Annotated in this window: 14 protein-coding genes and 2 pseudogenes; 3 read left to right on the forward strand and 13 right to left on the reverse strand. The window is 61.4% G+C overall.

Annotation, left to right across the window (positions count from 1 at the left end):
- Window positions 1–5: 5 nt before the first annotated feature.
- The 12 genes and pseudogenes from visN to ACWPVA_RS13650 form a co-directional block, all read right to left on the reverse strand.
- Window positions 6–753: pseudogene (visN, locus tag ACWPVA_RS13595) on the reverse strand (transcriptional regulator VisN).
- Between the two features lie 309 nt (window positions 754–1,062).
- The gene (fliF, locus tag ACWPVA_RS13600; protein ID WP_454288198.1) at window positions 1,063–2,748 is read right to left on the reverse strand and encodes a flagellar basal-body MS-ring/collar protein FliF; all 1,686 of its coding nucleotides are present in this window, start codon (window positions 2,746–2,748) and stop codon (window positions 1,063–1,065) included.
- 165 nt (window positions 2,749–2,913) lie between these two features.
- Window positions 2,914–3,304: pseudogene (gene cheT / locus ACWPVA_RS13605) on the reverse strand (chemotaxis protein CheT).
- Between the two features lie 15 nt (window positions 3,305–3,319).
- The gene (gene cheD / locus ACWPVA_RS13610) at window positions 3,320–3,874 is read right to left on the reverse strand and encodes a chemoreceptor glutamine deamidase CheD (protein ID WP_454288199.1); all 555 of its coding nucleotides are present in this window, start codon (window positions 3,872–3,874) and stop codon (window positions 3,320–3,322) included.
- Window positions 3,871–4,260, reverse strand: coding sequence for a response regulator (locus ACWPVA_RS13615; protein ID WP_454288200.1), 390 nt, complete (start codon window positions 4,258–4,260; stop codon window positions 3,871–3,873). Before ACWPVA_RS13615 ends, cheD begins: the two co-directional genes overlap by 4 nt.
- Window positions 4,261–5,307: a protein-glutamate O-methylesterase CheB gene (cheB, locus tag ACWPVA_RS13620; RefSeq protein WP_454288201.1), complete on the reverse strand. Its 1,047-nt coding sequence runs from the start codon at window positions 5,305–5,307 to the stop codon at window positions 4,261–4,263.
- Complete coding sequence (gene cheR, locus ACWPVA_RS13625; protein ID WP_454288202.1) at window positions 5,304–6,212, reverse strand: protein-glutamate O-methyltransferase CheR; 909 nt, start codon at window positions 6,210–6,212, stop codon at window positions 5,304–5,306. Before cheR ends, cheB begins: the two co-directional genes overlap by 4 nt.
- Entirely contained in the window at window positions 6,209–6,676 is a 468-nt protein-coding gene (locus ACWPVA_RS13630; protein ID WP_454288203.1) for a chemotaxis protein CheW, read from the reverse strand. The genes cheR and ACWPVA_RS13630 overlap by 4 nt, the downstream gene beginning before the upstream one ends.
- Before the next feature lie 4 nt (window positions 6,677–6,680).
- Window positions 6,681–8,915, reverse strand: a complete 2,235-nt coding sequence (locus tag ACWPVA_RS13635) for a chemotaxis protein CheA (RefSeq protein WP_454288204.1) — start codon at window positions 8,913–8,915, stop codon at window positions 6,681–6,683.
- Between the two features lie 16 nt (window positions 8,916–8,931).
- On the reverse strand, window positions 8,932–9,297 hold the full coding sequence (gene cheY1, locus ACWPVA_RS13640; RefSeq protein WP_006726298.1) for a chemotaxis response regulator CheY1: 366 nt from the start codon (window positions 9,295–9,297) through the stop codon (window positions 8,932–8,934).
- Window positions 9,294–9,593, reverse strand: a complete 300-nt coding sequence (locus ACWPVA_RS13645; RefSeq protein ID WP_454288205.1) for an STAS domain-containing protein — start codon at window positions 9,591–9,593, stop codon at window positions 9,294–9,296. Before ACWPVA_RS13645 ends, cheY1 begins: the two co-directional genes overlap by 4 nt.
- A 136-nt stretch (window positions 9,594–9,729) precedes the next feature.
- Window positions 9,730–11,391: a globin-coupled sensor protein gene (locus tag ACWPVA_RS13650; protein WP_454288206.1), complete on the reverse strand. Its 1,662-nt coding sequence runs from the start codon at window positions 11,389–11,391 to the stop codon at window positions 9,730–9,732.
- Window positions 11,392–11,844: 453 nt separating this feature from the next.
- Between ACWPVA_RS13650 and ku (ACWPVA_RS13655) the strand changes: the two genes are divergently transcribed.
- On the forward strand, window positions 11,845–12,720 hold the full coding sequence (gene ku, locus ACWPVA_RS13655; RefSeq protein ID WP_454288207.1) for a non-homologous end joining protein Ku: 876 nt from the start codon (window positions 11,845–11,847) through the stop codon (window positions 12,718–12,720).
- A gap of 3 nt (window positions 12,721–12,723) precedes the next feature.
- The gene (gene ligD / locus ACWPVA_RS13660; protein WP_454288208.1) at window positions 12,724–15,276 is read left to right on the forward strand and encodes a DNA ligase D; all 2,553 of its coding nucleotides are present in this window, start codon (window positions 12,724–12,726) and stop codon (window positions 15,274–15,276) included.
- Here ligD and ku (ACWPVA_RS13665) read toward each other — a convergent pair.
- Entirely contained in the window at window positions 15,273–16,079 is an 807-nt protein-coding gene (gene ku, locus ACWPVA_RS13665) for a non-homologous end joining protein Ku (protein WP_454288209.1), read from the reverse strand. The genes ligD and ku (ACWPVA_RS13665) overlap by 4 nt on opposite strands.
- Window positions 16,080–16,243: 164 nt before the next feature.
- Here ku (ACWPVA_RS13665) and ACWPVA_RS13670 point away from each other — a divergent pair, with 164 nt between their 5' ends.
- Window positions 16,244–16,507 (forward strand): DUF2934 domain-containing protein, encoded by a 264-nt coding sequence (locus tag ACWPVA_RS13670; RefSeq protein WP_454288210.1) that lies wholly within the window; start codon window positions 16,244–16,246, stop codon window positions 16,505–16,507.
- Window positions 16,508–16,511: the final 4 nt, after the last annotated feature.

The raw sequence follows: 16,511 nt of genomic DNA on the forward strand, positions 1-16,511 counted from the left end.
TTTTGCTAGACGAGATTGTTGCGGACCGCGTAGGCGATCGCCTCGGAACGCGTCTTGGTCGCCGTCTTGCGCATGACGCTGGTGATGTAGTTGTTGATGGTGTTGCGCGAGATGCCGAGGATAGTGGCGATTTCGTCGCTGGTCTTGCCCTCGGCGATCCAGAACAGGCATTCGAGTCTCGCGTTCGGTCAGTTCAAAGTCGCGATCGCTCTTCTGCGCCTTGCGCGTCGACAGGCTGACGCAATAGCCGGCGAGCACCCCGACTTCGCGCAACAGCTCGGGGGATAGGACAAAATCTTCCTCGAACAACAACATCAGGGCCAGTCGGGTGCGGCCGACACATACTGTCAGCGAACAATACTGCCGGCTGATGCCCGGCGGAACGTCCGCGTCGTCGGGGAGCAGGCCGAACTTCGGCTGCAGCACCGAGAGGCATTTTTCAAGCTCGGTCGAGCGCGAATAGGTCGCGGCGATTTCGCTCTCCAGCCTGCGAACCAGGTCGAAGGACCAGTTGGACGACACGACGAAATCGAGTCCGTGCTCCTGAACCAGATCGTAGCGTGCGAGGAGATAATAGGAGGCCCCGACATAGTCGCTCAGCACAGCAAGGCTCGCGCTCATGTAACCGGCCTGCGAAGCGACCGCCAGCCTACGGATCAGTTGATCCCGTGACGACAGCCGCGGCGCGGCGTCGATCGGCGATGCCGACGCCTTTCCGCTCCCGGCCGTATCGTCGGCTAGCTCCGCATTCATTCTGTTGCCCCCTCAAGGACGAAACGTTTCGATCGCGATGGTTCGCGCCAAACACCCGGATTTCTGCCCCCGAATGCCGCTTCGTTCGTTCTTGTCAGCTAACGAATCATAGCCATTCTAGAAGATAAAGAGCCAAAGATCACAATCTCGAATCAATGCGTCCCCAACTTGCAGAATTTGGCGCATTCATGGCGGAGCCGCCACACCGATCCGTCGCGCGAGATCCGTCCGCCCGGACGGGATGCTTTTCCACGCAAAGAAAAACCGCGCCGGGGGTCACCGACGCGGTCTTGATGATTTCTGGTTGCCTCAGGCTGCCTTGTCGATGGCCCACTTGCGGAGGATCTTGGCTGCGCGCTCTTCCGAGAGTTCCACCATGCGAGACAGGCGGCGCTCCGGGCCCTCCCTGACGCGACGGTTGAAGCCGCCGGCAGCATCGTCGTCCATCGACAAGAGATCGTCGGTGCTGTCGAAGCCGAAGTCTGCGCCGAAGCCATCCATAAGTGCTCCGCCTGCCGGCCCGGCCAGAGCCGGCGAGAAATCCGGCAGCTCGAGCCCTGCTTCCTCTTCGGAACCACCAGCAATCGCGGCGGTCCCGCCGCCCGCGGCGCGAACCATCGGACGGATGCCCATCCAGATGATCAGGAAGGCGACCGCGACAAAGGCCAGCGAGTTGATGATGCCACCCAGATTGCGGTTCAGGGTCTCCATCATGCCAGGGCCGGATGCGGATTCCTGGAGCAGCTGGTTCTCGAGAAAGTCCATGGCGGTCAGAGTCACCAAGTCACCACGATTGGTATCGAGACCGGCCGCTGAGGTGACGATCTTCTGCATTTCTGCGAGATAGGCGTCGATCTTGGCCTGGTCGGCCGGTTCGCCGACCATGGTCGCGATGCGGCCCTTGTTGACGACGACGGCCACGGAGATCCTTTCGACGGTGAAGCTGTTCTTTACAGTCGCGACCGTCTTGCTGTTGATCTCGTAGTTGGTCTGCTCTTCCTTCTTGTCCTGCTCGTCGGAGGACTGAGGCCCGGCCGTCGCGCCCGCGACGTCGCCCTGCGGAATATTCTGTTCGACAGTCGCGGCATTGTCGGACTGCTTGCTTTGCGACTTCTGGTTTTCCTTGGTGACGCGCACCGAGCGCTCGACGCGCGATTCGGGATCGTAGATGGTTTCCTGGATCTGCTGCGTATCGGTGTTCAGCTGAGCCGTGACCGACGAGCGGAAGTTATCCATGCCAAGGAAGGGCGCTAGCGCCTTGTCGATATTGGATTCGATCTCCTGCTGCACCGACTGCACCACGCCGAGCGAGCGGTTAGCAGCGCCGCCGCTCTCGTCGCCCGAGGCGAGAAGCTGGCCGGTCGAATCGAGGATCGTTACGTCCTCGACGTCGAGGCCGGGGACGGAAGAAGCAACCAGGTGGCGGATCGATGCGGCCGACTTGCGACCGGTCTCGGTCGAGGCGCGAACCATGATGGAGGCCGTCGGTCTCTGCTCGCCGCGGCGGAAATTGCCCACGTCGGGCATGACGATGTGAACGCGTGCCGCGGCAATGCCGCTGATCTGCTGGATGGTGCGGGCTACTTCCCCCTCGAGGGCGCGCACCCGGGTGACCTCCTGCATGAAGGAGGTGAGGCCAAGAGAACCGACATTGTCGAACAATTCGTAGCCGGCATTGGCGCTGTTGGGCAGCCCGCGTTCGGCGAGAAGCAGACGTGCCTTACTGGTCATGCCGACGGGGACCCTCAGGCTCTTGCCATCGGTCCCGAGCTCGAAATCGATGCCAGCCTCGGCAAGGGCAATGCTGACCTGATTGATATCCGTGGTTTCGAGACCGACGTAGAGCGTCTCGTAAGCCGGCTTGTTGACGAAAATCGCCGCAGCGATGATGAGAGCGAAAGAAACTACGCCGACACCTGCCATTGCCAGGAGCCGGGCCTGCCCCAGCGACGCCAAGTTCTTAGAGACTTGAAGTAATTGATTTAACAGATTCATTCTGTCTCGCACCGTCAACAAGAAGGGTCTCGGGGCTTTTGCCCCTGGCGCGACATTAGGAATCGAAACTTGTGCGAACGTTTCGTGGCGGGGGAAATGCCGGCTTCAGCGCGGCAAATCGTCCCGAACCTTCAAAGATCCTTCGCGGAGCGCTGGCGCGCCCGCTTAAAAGAAGTCGAAATCGCCGGCCGCCTTGCTGAGCGGCTGGGAATGGCCGTGGCGCAGGCCGGCTCCCAGCGCCTTCTGCATCTCGGCGAGCTTCACCAGACTGAGTGCCGTGCTCATGTCGACCATCCATTCAGACGGAATCGACCCGGTGATCGTATCGATGAATTCGGCCAGGCCACGGGTCTTCTGGACAGCGAGGTCCATACCCTGCAGCACCTTGACGCTTTCTGGATGCTCCAGCACGTCGGAGCCCCCGAGCTTCCAGCAGTTGCGGCTCGATGCGCTCGATCAGATAGGCGACATCGTGCAGTTCCGACACGATGCGCATCATGATTTCCGGTAGCGCCTCTTCCACGATGGCCGTCTCCGCTTTGTTTTCGTATGGCATCCGGATTCCAATACCTTAAAAAAATTCGATTGAGCTCTCGACGGGCTTCGTAACCGGAACGGGACGCTGTTCCAGCGCCACTGTCTTTTGGGTTTCCGCTCCCGTCAGCGGATACTGCCTTGCCCGGCCGCTGACCGGCCAGAATTCCAGTTTGCGGCCATGCTCTCCGCCTGTCGAAGAGCCCACCACCTTGATGCCTTCGTCGCGTAGAAACTTCATCGCAAAAGCGGCATTCTGTTCGCCGACGTTGGAGAACGTGGCAATCGTCTTGGCGCCGCCGAATACCTTGGCCTCCAGCCGATCGCGGCGAGCGCCCTTCTTCAGCAGCCCGTTGATCAGGAGTTCCATCAGATGGACCCCGTAGCGGGTAGCATCCCCGCCTCCGGATCCCGCGTTGGCCGCGCCGGGCAGCAGGAAATGGTTCATCCCGCCAACACCTGCAATCGGATCCCGCAAACAGGCAGCTACGCACGAACCCAGGATGGTGGACAAGAAAACGTTAGGATCGTTGACGACCTTGTACTCCCCCTGGATGATATGCACGCGCCTAGCTGCACTGTCGTCTGTCATTTCAGCGCTCCGAATACCGCCTCGATGGCGGCCTTCATCTTCTCGATAGTGAAAGGCTTGGCGAGAACATTGTTCGCACCGAGCTGGGCTGCCTTCTGCACCAACGCGCGGTCCCCTTGGGCGGTCAAGATGATGAAGGCTGCCTTTTTGGTGTTCGGGTTGGTGCGAACATGCTGCAGGAAGACCAGGCCGTCCATCTTCGGCATGTTGAAGTCGGAGATGACCAGATGATGGGGCTGTTGCTCCATGATCCTCATCCCCTGCTCGCCATCGCCGGCGGCGGTGATCTGCTTGAAGCCGAGCTGCGTCAAGGCGTCACTCAACAGCAGACGGCTCGTCACCTGATCATCGACGATCAGAACTTTTATTTTTTCGGCTAGAGACATTTATTCGATACCTTCTTTTCGGGCAGCAGTGAGTTTGAGAATTTCCTCGCCGATGGAACCAAGCGGCAATTGCAGTTCGACGGCGCCTAATTCATGGGCGACGCGGGGCATCCCATAGACTACGCAGGTCTTCTCGTTCTGACCGATCGTGCGCGCACCGGCGTGGCGCATCTTCAGCAGTCCGGAAGCCCCGTCGCGGCCCATGCCAGTCAGGATGACCCCCACAGCATTCCGACCCGCCAGTTCCGCAACCGAATCGAACAGCACGTCCACAGACGGACGATGCCCGTTCACCGGCGGTCGTTCGACCAGCCGGCAGCTCGGCGCGGAGGCGTTAACCACCTGCAGATGGCGGTCACCGCCCGGGGCGAGATAAATCTTGCCAATCTCAAGTCTGGCTCCGTCGGTCGCTTCCTCGACGACCGGGGCGCAGAGACGATTAAGGCGTTCCGCAAAACTTTTGGTAAACGTCGGCGGCATGTGTTGGGTGATGACCGTCGGCGGGCAATTGCGTGGAAACTTCTGCAGGACCGTGATCAACGCCTCGACGCCGCCGGTGGACGAACCGATGGCGACGATCTTGCGGCCGACGCGAAAATCGTTCGCCGGGATCGGCGCCGCGGAAGCGGACGGTGCTGCGGCGCTATAGCGATGCTGCGACCGCGCTGCGGCCTTGACCTTCTCCGCGAGATCTCCGAACGGCCGTGCATCCCCCGGAACCGGCTTGCCAACGCAATCGAAGGCGCCGATCTCCAGCGCGGCAAGGGTCGCTTCCGCGCCACGATGGGTCATGGTCGAGACCATGATCACCGGCATGGGCCTCAGCTTCATGATCTTGTCGAGAAATTCGAGCCCGTTCATGTTCGGCATCTCGATGTCGAGCGTCACGACATCGGGATTGAGCTGCTTGATTGCGGCACGCGCTTCCATCGCATCCCCGGCCTGGCCGACGACGGTGACTTCCGGGTCCGAATTAAGCACAGCCGTAATCAGGCCGCGCATGGTCGGGCTGTCATCGACGACGAGGACGCGGGCGGGGCTGCTCATGCGCGCGCTCCTGCGAACTTGCCGGTATAGCGGTATGTCGTGATACCGATATTGTCGAAATGGTTTTTCGCATCGCCCGAAACGCGCTCGGAATGGCCGATGTAGAGATGGCCGCCTTCCGGCAGCAGTCCGGCAAAACGGGTCCAGATGCGCTGCTGCGTCGGCTCGTCGAAATAGATCACGACGTTTCGACAGAAGATGACGTCAAAATTGCCCTTGAAGGGCCATTGCGACATCAGATTCAGTTCGTTGAAAGTGATCAGCTTCTTGACGCGATCATCGACCTGGAACTTGCGGCGACCATTGACGTCGACTTCCTTGAACCACTGCTTGCGCATGGCGGGGCTCACGGTCTCCAGTGCCGTCTCGTCGTAGCAGCCCGCCCTGGCGAGGGAGAGGATCTTCGGATCGATGTCGGTCGCGAGGATCTTGAAGTCATAGTCGGCAATGTTGGGCATCAGCGACAGGACGGTGAGCGCGATCGAATAGGGTTCCTGGCCGTCGGAACAGGCGGCCGACCAGATGCGCACGCGGCCGCCGCTCCTGGCCCGATTGAGGAGCCCAGGCAGTACATCCGACTTTAGGTGGTCGAAATGGTGATTCTCGCGGAAGAACCGGGTAAAGTTGGTGGTCAGGTGCGACAGCATCTCGCGCCGCTCCTGGGCCCCCTCAGGCGAGGCGACCAGGCTGCAATAGGCGCGGAATCCCGACAGGCCGAGATTGCGGATATGTTTCGACAGCCGGGAATAGACCAGCGAAGCCTTGGATTCGTTGAGCGAAATCCCTGCATCCGAATAGATCATCGCCGCGATTTCGTTGAGATCTCGGCGCGTCAGCGGGTATTCGCCGCTGGCCAGGACTTCGTCATCCGATTGGCGGGAAGATGTCTTGAGGGCAACCGTCATGCGGCCTCGCTTTCGGCGTCAGGGAACAGAGCACCAAGCTCGATGAGACAAATCATCCGCTTGTCGATCGCGAGAATGCCGCGGGCATATTGCTTCTCGAGGTCGGAGGTTACCTCCGGCGTCGGCTGTATGTTTTCATCGCTGACCGTCAGTATGTCGGATACGGCCTCAACCAGCAGGCCCACCACCTTCGCGCCGACCTGCGCGACGATGATCACATGGCGGGTCTGCGGTTCGACCGGCTTCATGCCGAGCCGGATCGAAAGGTTGACGATCGGTAGCACGGCGCCGCGCAGGTTGATGACGCCAATGACGTAGGGGGGCGAATGCGGCAGAGGAGTCGCGGGAGTCCAGCCACGGATCTCGCGGACCGACATGATGTTCACGCAAAACTCCTGATCGCCGATACGAAAGGCGATGAGCTCGCGCCCTCCTTCGATCAAGTTTTTCACCGCATACGACATGATACTAACCTGCTGCAGCTAACGAGATTTCCTGCTTGAGCGACTGACCGCGCGAGGCAGAGACGACCGCGTCGACGTCGAGGATGAGCGCGACGCGCCCGTCGCCCAGGATCGTCGCCGCAGCGATGCCGGGCACGTGGGTGTAGTTTGCCTCAAGACTCTTAATAACGACCTGACGCTGGCCCTGAATGGCATCCACCATCAAGGCGCGCTGGCCGCCGCCTTCGGATTCGACCAGAAGGGCGACGCCTTCCATCGGATTGGCCTGGGTGTTGCGGAAGTTGAGGATGCGTCCGACGTCAACCAGCGGGCAGAAGCTGTTGCGGATCGAAATGAGACGCTGGTTGGCGCCGAAGGAATGGATGTTCGCGGATTCCGGCTGCAGCGTCTCGACGATCGCGGTGAGCGGCACAACGAGTGTTTGGCCGGCAACCGTAACCACCATGCCGTCGAGGACAGCGAGCGTCAGCGGCAGGCTCATGGTGAAAGTCGAGCCAAGCCCGGGGCGGGACGTGATCGAAATACGACCACCGAGCGCCTGGATCGATCGCTTGACCACGTCCATGCCAACGCCGCGACCCGAGATGTCGGAAATCTTGTCGGCGGTCGAGAAACCAGGCGCGAAGATCAGGTTGTCGATTTCTTCGTCTGTCAGGTTTGCATCGGCCGCGATCAGTTCGTTGTCGATGGCCTTCTGCTTCACGCGCTCGCGGTTGATGCCGGCACCGTCGTCGACCAGTTCGATGACGATACGGCCGGAGCGATGCTTCGCCGTCAGTTTGATCGTGCCTTCCGGGTCCTTGCCGGCGGCAGTGCGCTTTTCGGGGCTTTCAATGCCGTGGTCGACGGCATTGCGGATCATGTGGGTGAGCGGTTCCGCAAGCTTGTCGATGACCGTCTTGTCGACTTCGGTGTTTTCACCTTCGGTGACCAGGCGGATCGACTTGCCGACCATGTCGGCCACTTCACGAACGATACGCGACATGCGCTGGAAGACCGGCTTCACTGGCTGCGCGCGGATCGCCATGACCGAGTCCTGGATCTCGCGCGTCAGTTGCTGCAGTTCCTCGAGGCCCATGTTGATCGACGAGGTGCCGTTGTTGTCGTTCTCGATGACGCTCTGCGACAGCATCGCCTGGTTGATGACGAGCTCGCCGACGAGGTTGATCAGCCGGTCGACGCGATCGAGGTCAACGCGGATCGTTTGGCCAGCGGCGGCATTATTCTGGGCGGCGGCTGCGGCAGCAGCAGCGGCTGCAGGCGTTTCCTTCTTCTCGTGCTTGGCAGCACCGGCGGCGAGCTTCACCACATTGCTGGCGGTCTCGGCCGCTTCTACGGCCTCTGCAACGGCATCGTCGCCTGGGCCGTCGAGGATCGACAGATCGAAGGGAACCGGGACCATCGGCGGCTCTTCGCCGGCCGGCGCTGCCACGGTTTCTTCATGCAGCTTGATCTCCAGGTCGCAATCCCACTCGGCGAATTCGAAGACCGAGTGGATGCCCTCCTCACCCTTTTCGGTGGCGATCTGGACCTTCCACGAGAAATAGGCGCCTTCCGGATCAATATCGTCGAGCGACGGCAGGCTATCCATGTCGCAGTGGATGCTCATCTCGCCGATGCGCGACAGGTCGCGCAGCAGGAGAGCGGCTTCGTTGCCCTTGGCGTAGAGTTCGCGCCGCGGCTTGAAGGAAACGTCAAAGGTCGGAGGAACGGTCGTCGCCTCGCCGCCGAAGTCGTCGTCGAAGGAGAACGGGATCGGCTGGAAACCGCTGTCGTCGCTCGGTGCGGGCGCAGCTGCAGCAGCGGCCGTCGGCTTCGGCGCCGAAGCAGGCGCGGCGGTGCCGGCCTGCGGCAGCTCGCCATTGGCCAGCGCCTCGAGCTCCTTCACGAGGCCGCTCGAGCGGGACGGATCGACGCTGCCGCCATCGCGCGAGGCGCTCACGAGATCGGCAAGAATGTCAGCCGACTTGAGCATGACCTTCATGACTTCCAGGCCGGGCTCGAGCTTGTTGGACCGAACGCAATCGAGAGTCGTTTCGAAGACGTGCGCGAAGGCCACCAGGTCGTCGAGACCGAAGGCACCCGCGCCGCCCTTGATCGAGTGCACGGCCCGGAACACGGCGTTGACAGTCTCCGGATCGCGATCTCCGTCATTCATTTTCAGAAGACCGGATTCCAGCTCGGCGAGTTGCTCCTCGCATTCCTGGAAGAAGATCTCTTTGATTTCGTTCATATCCATAGGAGAAAATCCCGGCTTAGGCGGTTACACGCTCGATGGCATCGATCAGTTTGGTCGGATCGAAAGGCTTGACAATCCAGCCGGTCGCGCCGGCCTGGCGGGCGCGGTTCTTCTTCTCCGCGTCGCTCTCCGTGGTCAGGACGAGGATCGGCACTGCGCGGTACTTTTCGTTGCGCCGGACACCTTCGATGAAGCCGAAACCGTCGAGGCGCGGCATGTTGATGTCGGTGACGATAACGTCCGGATTGCATTCCTCGAGGACTTCCAGGCCCTCGACACCGTCCTCGGCCTGGATGGTCTCGAAGCCCGCATTGTTGAGGGTGACCAGCAGCATGTTCCGGATTGTCCTGGAATCATCCACGGTAAGCACTTTTTTCTTCATTGCCTGATCTCCTTGGCGAGCAGATGATCTACGTTCACGCCTATCAATTGAAGTGTCTTGAGGAAGGCATCGGAAGCTTTGACATAGGTGAACGGCTTCTTGTCCGCTTCCCATGCCCTGGCCCCGGCTACCAGGATCTGCGCGCATTGCGCGCCGACGCGCTCGACACCCGAGGCATCGATCGCTACCGCGCCGCCGCGCAGGGACATGAGGTTGGCCTTTAGGTTGGAGGCCTCGTTCAGGTCGAGCACAGCGGACAGTTTCAAGCTCTTCTGTTCGCCCTTCTTTGCTGCCATCAGTTCTTTCCTTGTCTGGAGGGCCCGCCGCAATCCGACCGTTCCTTCCGAACGACGGAAACTTGATCCGTCTTCCCGAAGGTCGCATTGCCCGCCCCGCTACGTCCTGTGTATCTCAAGTTGGTAAACAATCCCCTCAACCTCCAAGGCCTGCAATCCGGACCGAAAATCCAAAACCGTCCTCGAAATCCGCCTCCCCCGACTCCGGTGGCATGGCGGTGACGGAGGGCTTTATCTGATGCTGTGCGGCCGGCTCAATCCGACGCTCGGGGCTCGCCGGCGGCGATCCACGCGCCTGACGCTCGAAATGGAATTCCCTGACCGTGCGCCCGAGCTCCAGGATCACCGTGTGGAGGTCATCCGATCCGTTGCTTGAGCGGCGCGCGAATTCGGCACTTTCGGCAATCTCGCCACCAAGGCCCAAGATAAGGCCCGAGATGGAGGCGAGTTCGCCGGCCTGACCGTCCGTAGCGCGTGCGATGTCGGACACCGTCTCGCTGATGCCGCCGACCTGGTTGACAATGTCGCCGATCGCCTTCTGGGTGCGCGCGACTATGTCCACGCCGGTGTCGACCTGCGACTTGGTGGTGGCCACCAGCGTCTTGATCTCGCGCGCGGCGTCGGCTGAGCGCTGGGCCAAGGCACGAACTTCTTGGGCGACGACCGCAAATCCGCGACCACTGTCGCCGGCACGCGCCGCCTCGATGCCGGCATTGAGCGCCAGGAGATTGGTCTGGAAGGCAATCTCGTCGATCGCACCGATGATCCGGCCGATCTGTTCGGCCGAGGCCTCGATGTCGGACATGGCGGTGATCGCCTTTCCGGCGACCGTGCCGCTCGCCTCGACCGCTTTCTGCGTCACCGAGACCTGTTCCTCCGCCAGCCGCGTTTTCGACGCGCTGTCGCGGACCCCCGCCGTCACGGCTTCGAGCGAACCGGTCGCTTCGCCGAGACGCACCGACTGGTTCTCCGCCCTGGCGGCATAGTCGTTTGCCGCGACCACGAATGCTCGTGTCCCTGTCTCGGCGATCTTCACCCTTTCCTCGGAGAGAATGAGGGCCGTTTGCATCTGCTCGAGCGCGCCGTTGAGCGTCTCGGCCAGATCGACATAGTGCTCGGGTACATCGTCCGAAATGCGGGCGGTGAGGTCACGCTCGGCAAGCGAACGGAACACCGGGCCAAAGATATCCACCACTTCCAGCCGGTCGCGATCCCGCTGCGCGGCGAGGTCGCGGTGGTGCTTCACCCGCAATTCGTTGAAGCGCAACGATACGGCGATTTCGACATCGACCATGACAAGCCGGACGAGCGCGCCGACGAGTTCGCCGATTTCGCGCTGGCGCTTGCGGTTGCCCGGCAGCAGTCCACGGCCGGCCAGATCGCCCATCACCGCCTGAAGCAGGTGTTCCATGACGACGGAGTGGCCGGCAATGTGCCAGCGGGGATCGAGCCCCATGCGGCTTTCGGCATCGGAAAGGACCTTGACGCGTTCGGCATAGAGGGCATCGAAGCGGGCGTCCGTCAGCACATCCCAATGGGAGGCGAGCAGGTCGTGAAGGCGCTCGAACTGGCGCTCGCTGGAAAAGTTACGCGCGGCATCGGGGAAGGTCTGCAGCCGCTGAAAGAAGTCGCGAAGCCCGGTCTTGAGGTTTGGCTCGAGAAGATGACGATACTGGCGCAGCAGATCGCAATCGGCCTCACCGAGGCCGGCAAAGCGCAGCCGGTCACGCAGGCTTCCCGCCTGTGCATTTGCCGTCCGATCTGCCGGCGAAACCTGCCCCACTGCCAATCCCCGCACCCAGCCGCTCCCTTACGGAAGGCGACCCGTTGAATTTCCCCAGGTATCTCGACGGGATTGCGGATTCGGAGCCTGTCAAAGGCGAGCTCAAAACCTATCCGCATCCACCGAAGGTTCTTCCCGGAACCACTTCAATGAATACCTCATACCGGATCGAAACCGGTACGGCGGGACGGCGTCATGCCCGACGGTAACCTGCCTTCAGCAGATCCCACTCCGACGTATGCATCAATCTTTATGGTTAATGTCTTGCTTGAAGGTTAATAAATCTTCAATCGCGCGCAAAGGCGCCCGAAAGACAACAGAAAAAGGGCAAGCTCTGCTCGTCTGGGTACGACAACCATTCTTGCTGGCGACGGGTCGGATAACCGCAGGCGCAATGCGCGGGAAGCGGCCGATGACCGGAACAAAGAAATGCCTTGTCCGTTCTCTCGCAGATGAAGGAGATGGGCTTTGGCAGCGCGGGCAATCTGGAGAGGCAATCTTGTCGTTGGTGAACTCGCCTGCCCGGTGGCGCTCTATTCGGCTGTCACCGCGCAGGAACGCGTCTCGTTCCACATAATCAACCGCGATACCGGCCATCGCGTGCGCCGGGAATATGTCGACGCCGACACGGGCCGCAGCGTCGATAATGAAGACCTGGTCAAGGGTTACGAGACCAGCGAGGGCCAGGCGATCATCCTGACCCCAGAGGAGATCCGCGACCTCGTGCCGGAGGCCGACAAAACACTCGTAATAGAAAGCTTCATTCCCTGCGACGAGGTCGACACGGTCTTCTTCGAACGTCCCTACTTCCTTGCTCCCGAAAACCGCCAGGCACTTGAGGTCTACGACCTCGTGCGCGAGGCGATGAAGGCGAAGGGCGTAGCCGCCCTGGTGCAGACCGTGCTGTTCCGTCGCGTACGATCGCTGTTGATCCGCCCGCACGGAAACGGGATGATCGCCACCACCCTCAACTTCGACTACGAAGTTCGCCCGGAAAAAGAGATCCTGGGAGGAATTTCTGCGGTCAAGATCGAGGGAGAGATGCTCGATCTTGCGCGCCACATCATTGAGACAAAGACCGGAGAATTCGATCCAGCCGAGTTCGAGGATCACTACGAGGAGGCCGTGATCGAGCTGATCAAAGCGAAGATTGCCGGCCGCAAGCCCAAAAGGTTGCCGAAGCGAAAGGCATCGAATGTCACCGACTTGATGGAGGCGCTGCGCAGGAGCGCCGGCGTGAGCAAGAACGTCAAGTCCGAAGGCACGGGGAAAGAGCCACAGATGCGGAGTTCCATTGCCAAGACAAAACAGAGCAAGAGCACGCCCAGACGAAAGGCCAGCTGATCCATGACGCTCGACCTCTATCGGAGAAAGCGGGATTTCAAGGCGACGCCGGAGCCCAAGGGCAAGGCCGGACGCCGCGGCGGCAACAGTTTTGTTATCCACAAGCATGCCGCCCGTCGGCTGCACTATGACTTGCGGCTGGCGATGGACGGCGTCTTGAAGAGCTGGGCAGTGACCCGGGGCCCGAGCCTGATTGCCGGCGAGAAACGCCTAGCCGTGCATGTCGAAGACCACCCGCTCGACTACGGCGACTTCGAAGGCACGATCCCCAAGGGCCACTACGGCGCGGGCAGCGTGATCGTCTGGGATCGCGGTACCTGGACGCCGATCGGCGACTTGAAGCGGGCCTATCGCAAGGGACACCTCGAGTTCGAACTTAAGGGAGAAAAGCTCTCCGGCCGCTGGCACCTCGTGCGAATGGCAGCCAAGGAGGGTGAAAGTCGCGAAAACTGGCTCTTCATAAAAGCCGACGATGACGCAGCCCGCAGCGACAAAGAGCCCGACATCCTCGAAGACCGGCCGGAGTCGGTGAAAACCGGCAGGATGATCGAGGAGATCGGGGACAATCCGTTGTCGGCGAAATCCAAGCGTTCTCCCGGAGGGGCCAAGGCGTCCAAAAACGCGGCATCCAAGAGCGCGGCCTCAGGCGAACCGGATCCGCCGCCGGCCCAGGAGATCGCGGCAGACAAGATCAAGAGCGCGGTACGTGATGAAAAACCGGACTTCGTAGAGCCGGCGCTCGCCACCCTGGTCAAGGCAGTGCCGAAGGGCAGTCGATGGCTGCATGAGATCAAGCTCGACGGTTATCGCATACAGGCTCACCTGGACAACAGAAACGTCAGGCTGCTGACGCGCACCGGGCTCGACTGGACGGCACGCTTCGGCACGCAAATCGTCGACGCGGTTCTCGCCCTCCCGGCCCGTCAAGCGATCATCGACGGTGAGATCGTGGTGGAGAGTGGTTCGGGGGCGAGCGATTTTTCGTTGCTGCAGGCCGATCTCGGTGAGGATCGCGGCGACCGCTTCGTCTTCTACGCCTTCGACCTGCTGTTTCTCGACGGCTTCGATCTGCGCGCCGCAGCCCTCTCCGAACGCAAGGGCGCACTGAAGCGATTGATGGAAGCCGCGGATGCGCGGCTGAAGTATAGTGAACATTTCGACGAGAGCGGCCACCTTGTGCTGAAGCATGCCTGCCGGCTGAGCCTCGAGGGAATCATCTCCAAGGTGGCGAATGCCCCCTATCGCTCGGGCCGCGGGCGCGACTGGGTCAAATCGAAGTGCTCGGCCCGCCAGGAAGTGGTGATCGGCGGCTATGTTCCCTCCTCGGTCTCCAAGAGCGCGATTGGCTCGCTCGTAATGGGAACCCATGACGGCGGCAAGTTCGTCCATATCGGGCGCGTCGGCACCGGCTTTTCGGAACAGGTGGCGCGACAACTGATGCGCCGGCTCGAGCCTCTCCGCCAGGAGACGAGCCCGTTTGCTGGCCGTCTCACCAGTGCGCAGTCGAAGGACGTCGTCTTCGTCAAACCCGAAACCGTGGCAGAGATCGAATTCCGCGGCTGGACGGCCGATGCCCATCTGAGGCACGCTTCCTTCCGCGGCCTACGCGAGGACAAGGCGGCAAAGGATGTCGTACGGGAGAGCGAGATGAAGCCTGCTGCGGCTGAACCGAAACGGACCGTCACCCTGTCTCATCCCGACCGGGTCTACTGGCCCGACGCCGGCGTGACGAAGGCGGGGCTTGCCGATTATTACACCGAAGTCTGGTCGAAAATCGCCCCGTTCGTCGTCAATCGCCCGCTGGCGCTGCTGCGCTGTCCGGAAGGCGTCAGTGGCACTTGCTTCTTCCAGAAGCATGCCTGGCGCGGCATGCGCAAGGGCATCCTGCTGGCGCCCGATCCTGCAGCACCCGACGATGAACCCAATGTCGCCATCAACGACCTCGATGGACTGCTGGGGCTGGTACAGGGCGGCGTGCTGGAGATCCATCCCTGGGGTGCGACGCTCGACACGCTGGAAACGCCCGACATGGTCAATATCGACCTTGATCCCGGCCCCGGCGTCTCCTGGGAACGCGTCATCGCCGCTGCCTTTGAAGTTCGGGCGCGGTTCGAGGCGATTGGGCTCACCGGTTTCGTCAAGACTTCCGGCGGCAAGGGCCTGCATGTGGTCGCCCCGATCAAGCCGAAAACCGAATGGCCGCAGGTGAAGGCGGCGATGAAGGCACTGGCCGACGGCATGGCTAAGGACAGCCCTGCAGACTTTGTCTCGACGATCAGCAAGGCTAAGCGCAAGAACAAGATCCTGATAGATTACTTGCGCAACAGTCGCGGTGCGACCGCAGTCGCCCCTTATTCGCCGCGCGCGCGCGCCGGCGCGCCGGTGTCGATGCCGCTTTCCTGGGACGAGCTCGGCCCCGGCATCGGGCCGGCGCATTTCACCATCGGCAATGCAATCACCCGGCTATCCGGTCTGAGTGCGGATCCCTGGGGCGATTTCCGCAGGGCGGAGGCCGTACTGAAGCCGACTTCATTGTCTGGCAGAAAGCGCACCTAACCTTCTGCTTCCGGCTTCTTCTCCGAGGCAAGACTCTTGCGCAGGGCCGTCATGATGTCGATGACATTGTCGCGGCGGGGCGGCTCCGACTTTTTTGGCTTGGCGGGTTTCGCGACCTGCTTGCGGGCCTTGATCAGCGCGTGCAGCCGATCCTCGACCGGGTCCTGGACGAGGTCGGGCGACCAGTCGTCGAGCCTTTCACCGATCAGTTTCTTCATCATCGTCAACGCCTTTGCCGATGGTGCTTCCTTCCCCGCGTCCCCGAAAAACTCCTCGCCGGCGCGCACCTCATCGCCGTAGCGCAATGTCCAGGCGAGCATGCCGCGGTCGCGTGGCAGCAAGAGGACAGCATGTTCGCGCCGGTAGAGCACGATGCGGGATATCCCAGCGGTCCCTGCCTTCGCCATGGCTTCGCGGATCACCGAAAAAGCCTCTTCGCTGACCTTGTCGGCAGGTGCGAGATAATAGGGGGAATCGTACCAGATCCATTCGATCGACGAGGCGGGAACGAAGCGCTCGATGTCGATGGTGCGGGTGCTTTCGAGCGCGACCTCGTCGAGTTCTTCATCCTCGAAGAGCACATATTCGTCCTCGTCGCGTGGGTAGCCACGCATCTGGTCTTCCGCGTCCACCGGCTTGCCGGTGACCGCATCGACATAGCGGCTTGCGACACGGTTGCCGGTCTCGACATTGATGTTGTGGAATTGAAGCTTCGCGCTCTCCGTCACGACCGGCGTCATGGAGACCCGGCAGGTCACGAGCGACAGCTTCAGATAGCCCTTCCAGAACACGCGCCGTGCCATGCTTATCCGCCCTTTTCATGGTCGATTGCCTGCGATGCGAGCAGGTTTCGGCAGTCAACGCCCGAGGAAGTTTGGGGTTCCTCAAACTGTTGTCATTTCGCTGGTCCAAACTGGAACCGATCGCCTCGAAACGCGTTCGATCAGAGGCGACAAGGGAGATTGAAATGGCAAACGAAGACACCGCCTGGATAGCCAGACGTGCCTATGCGCTCTGGGAGGAAGAGGGCCGGCCAGATGGTCGCCACGACATTCATTGGCAGGATGCGCAGCGGGAATGGGAAGCCTTGCAGTCAGGTGCTAGCGCCACGACTGAAAATGCCGAGCGGCGCATCAGGGAGGCACGGCAGGAAGCGCCGACCGATATACCGACCTCGGAATCGGCAGCTGTGGTGAGGCCACCTTCGCCCCGCGGCCGCCGGAAGGACTAGTGTC

The sequence above is a fragment of the Rhizobium arsenicireducens genome, from assembly GCF_964021225.1.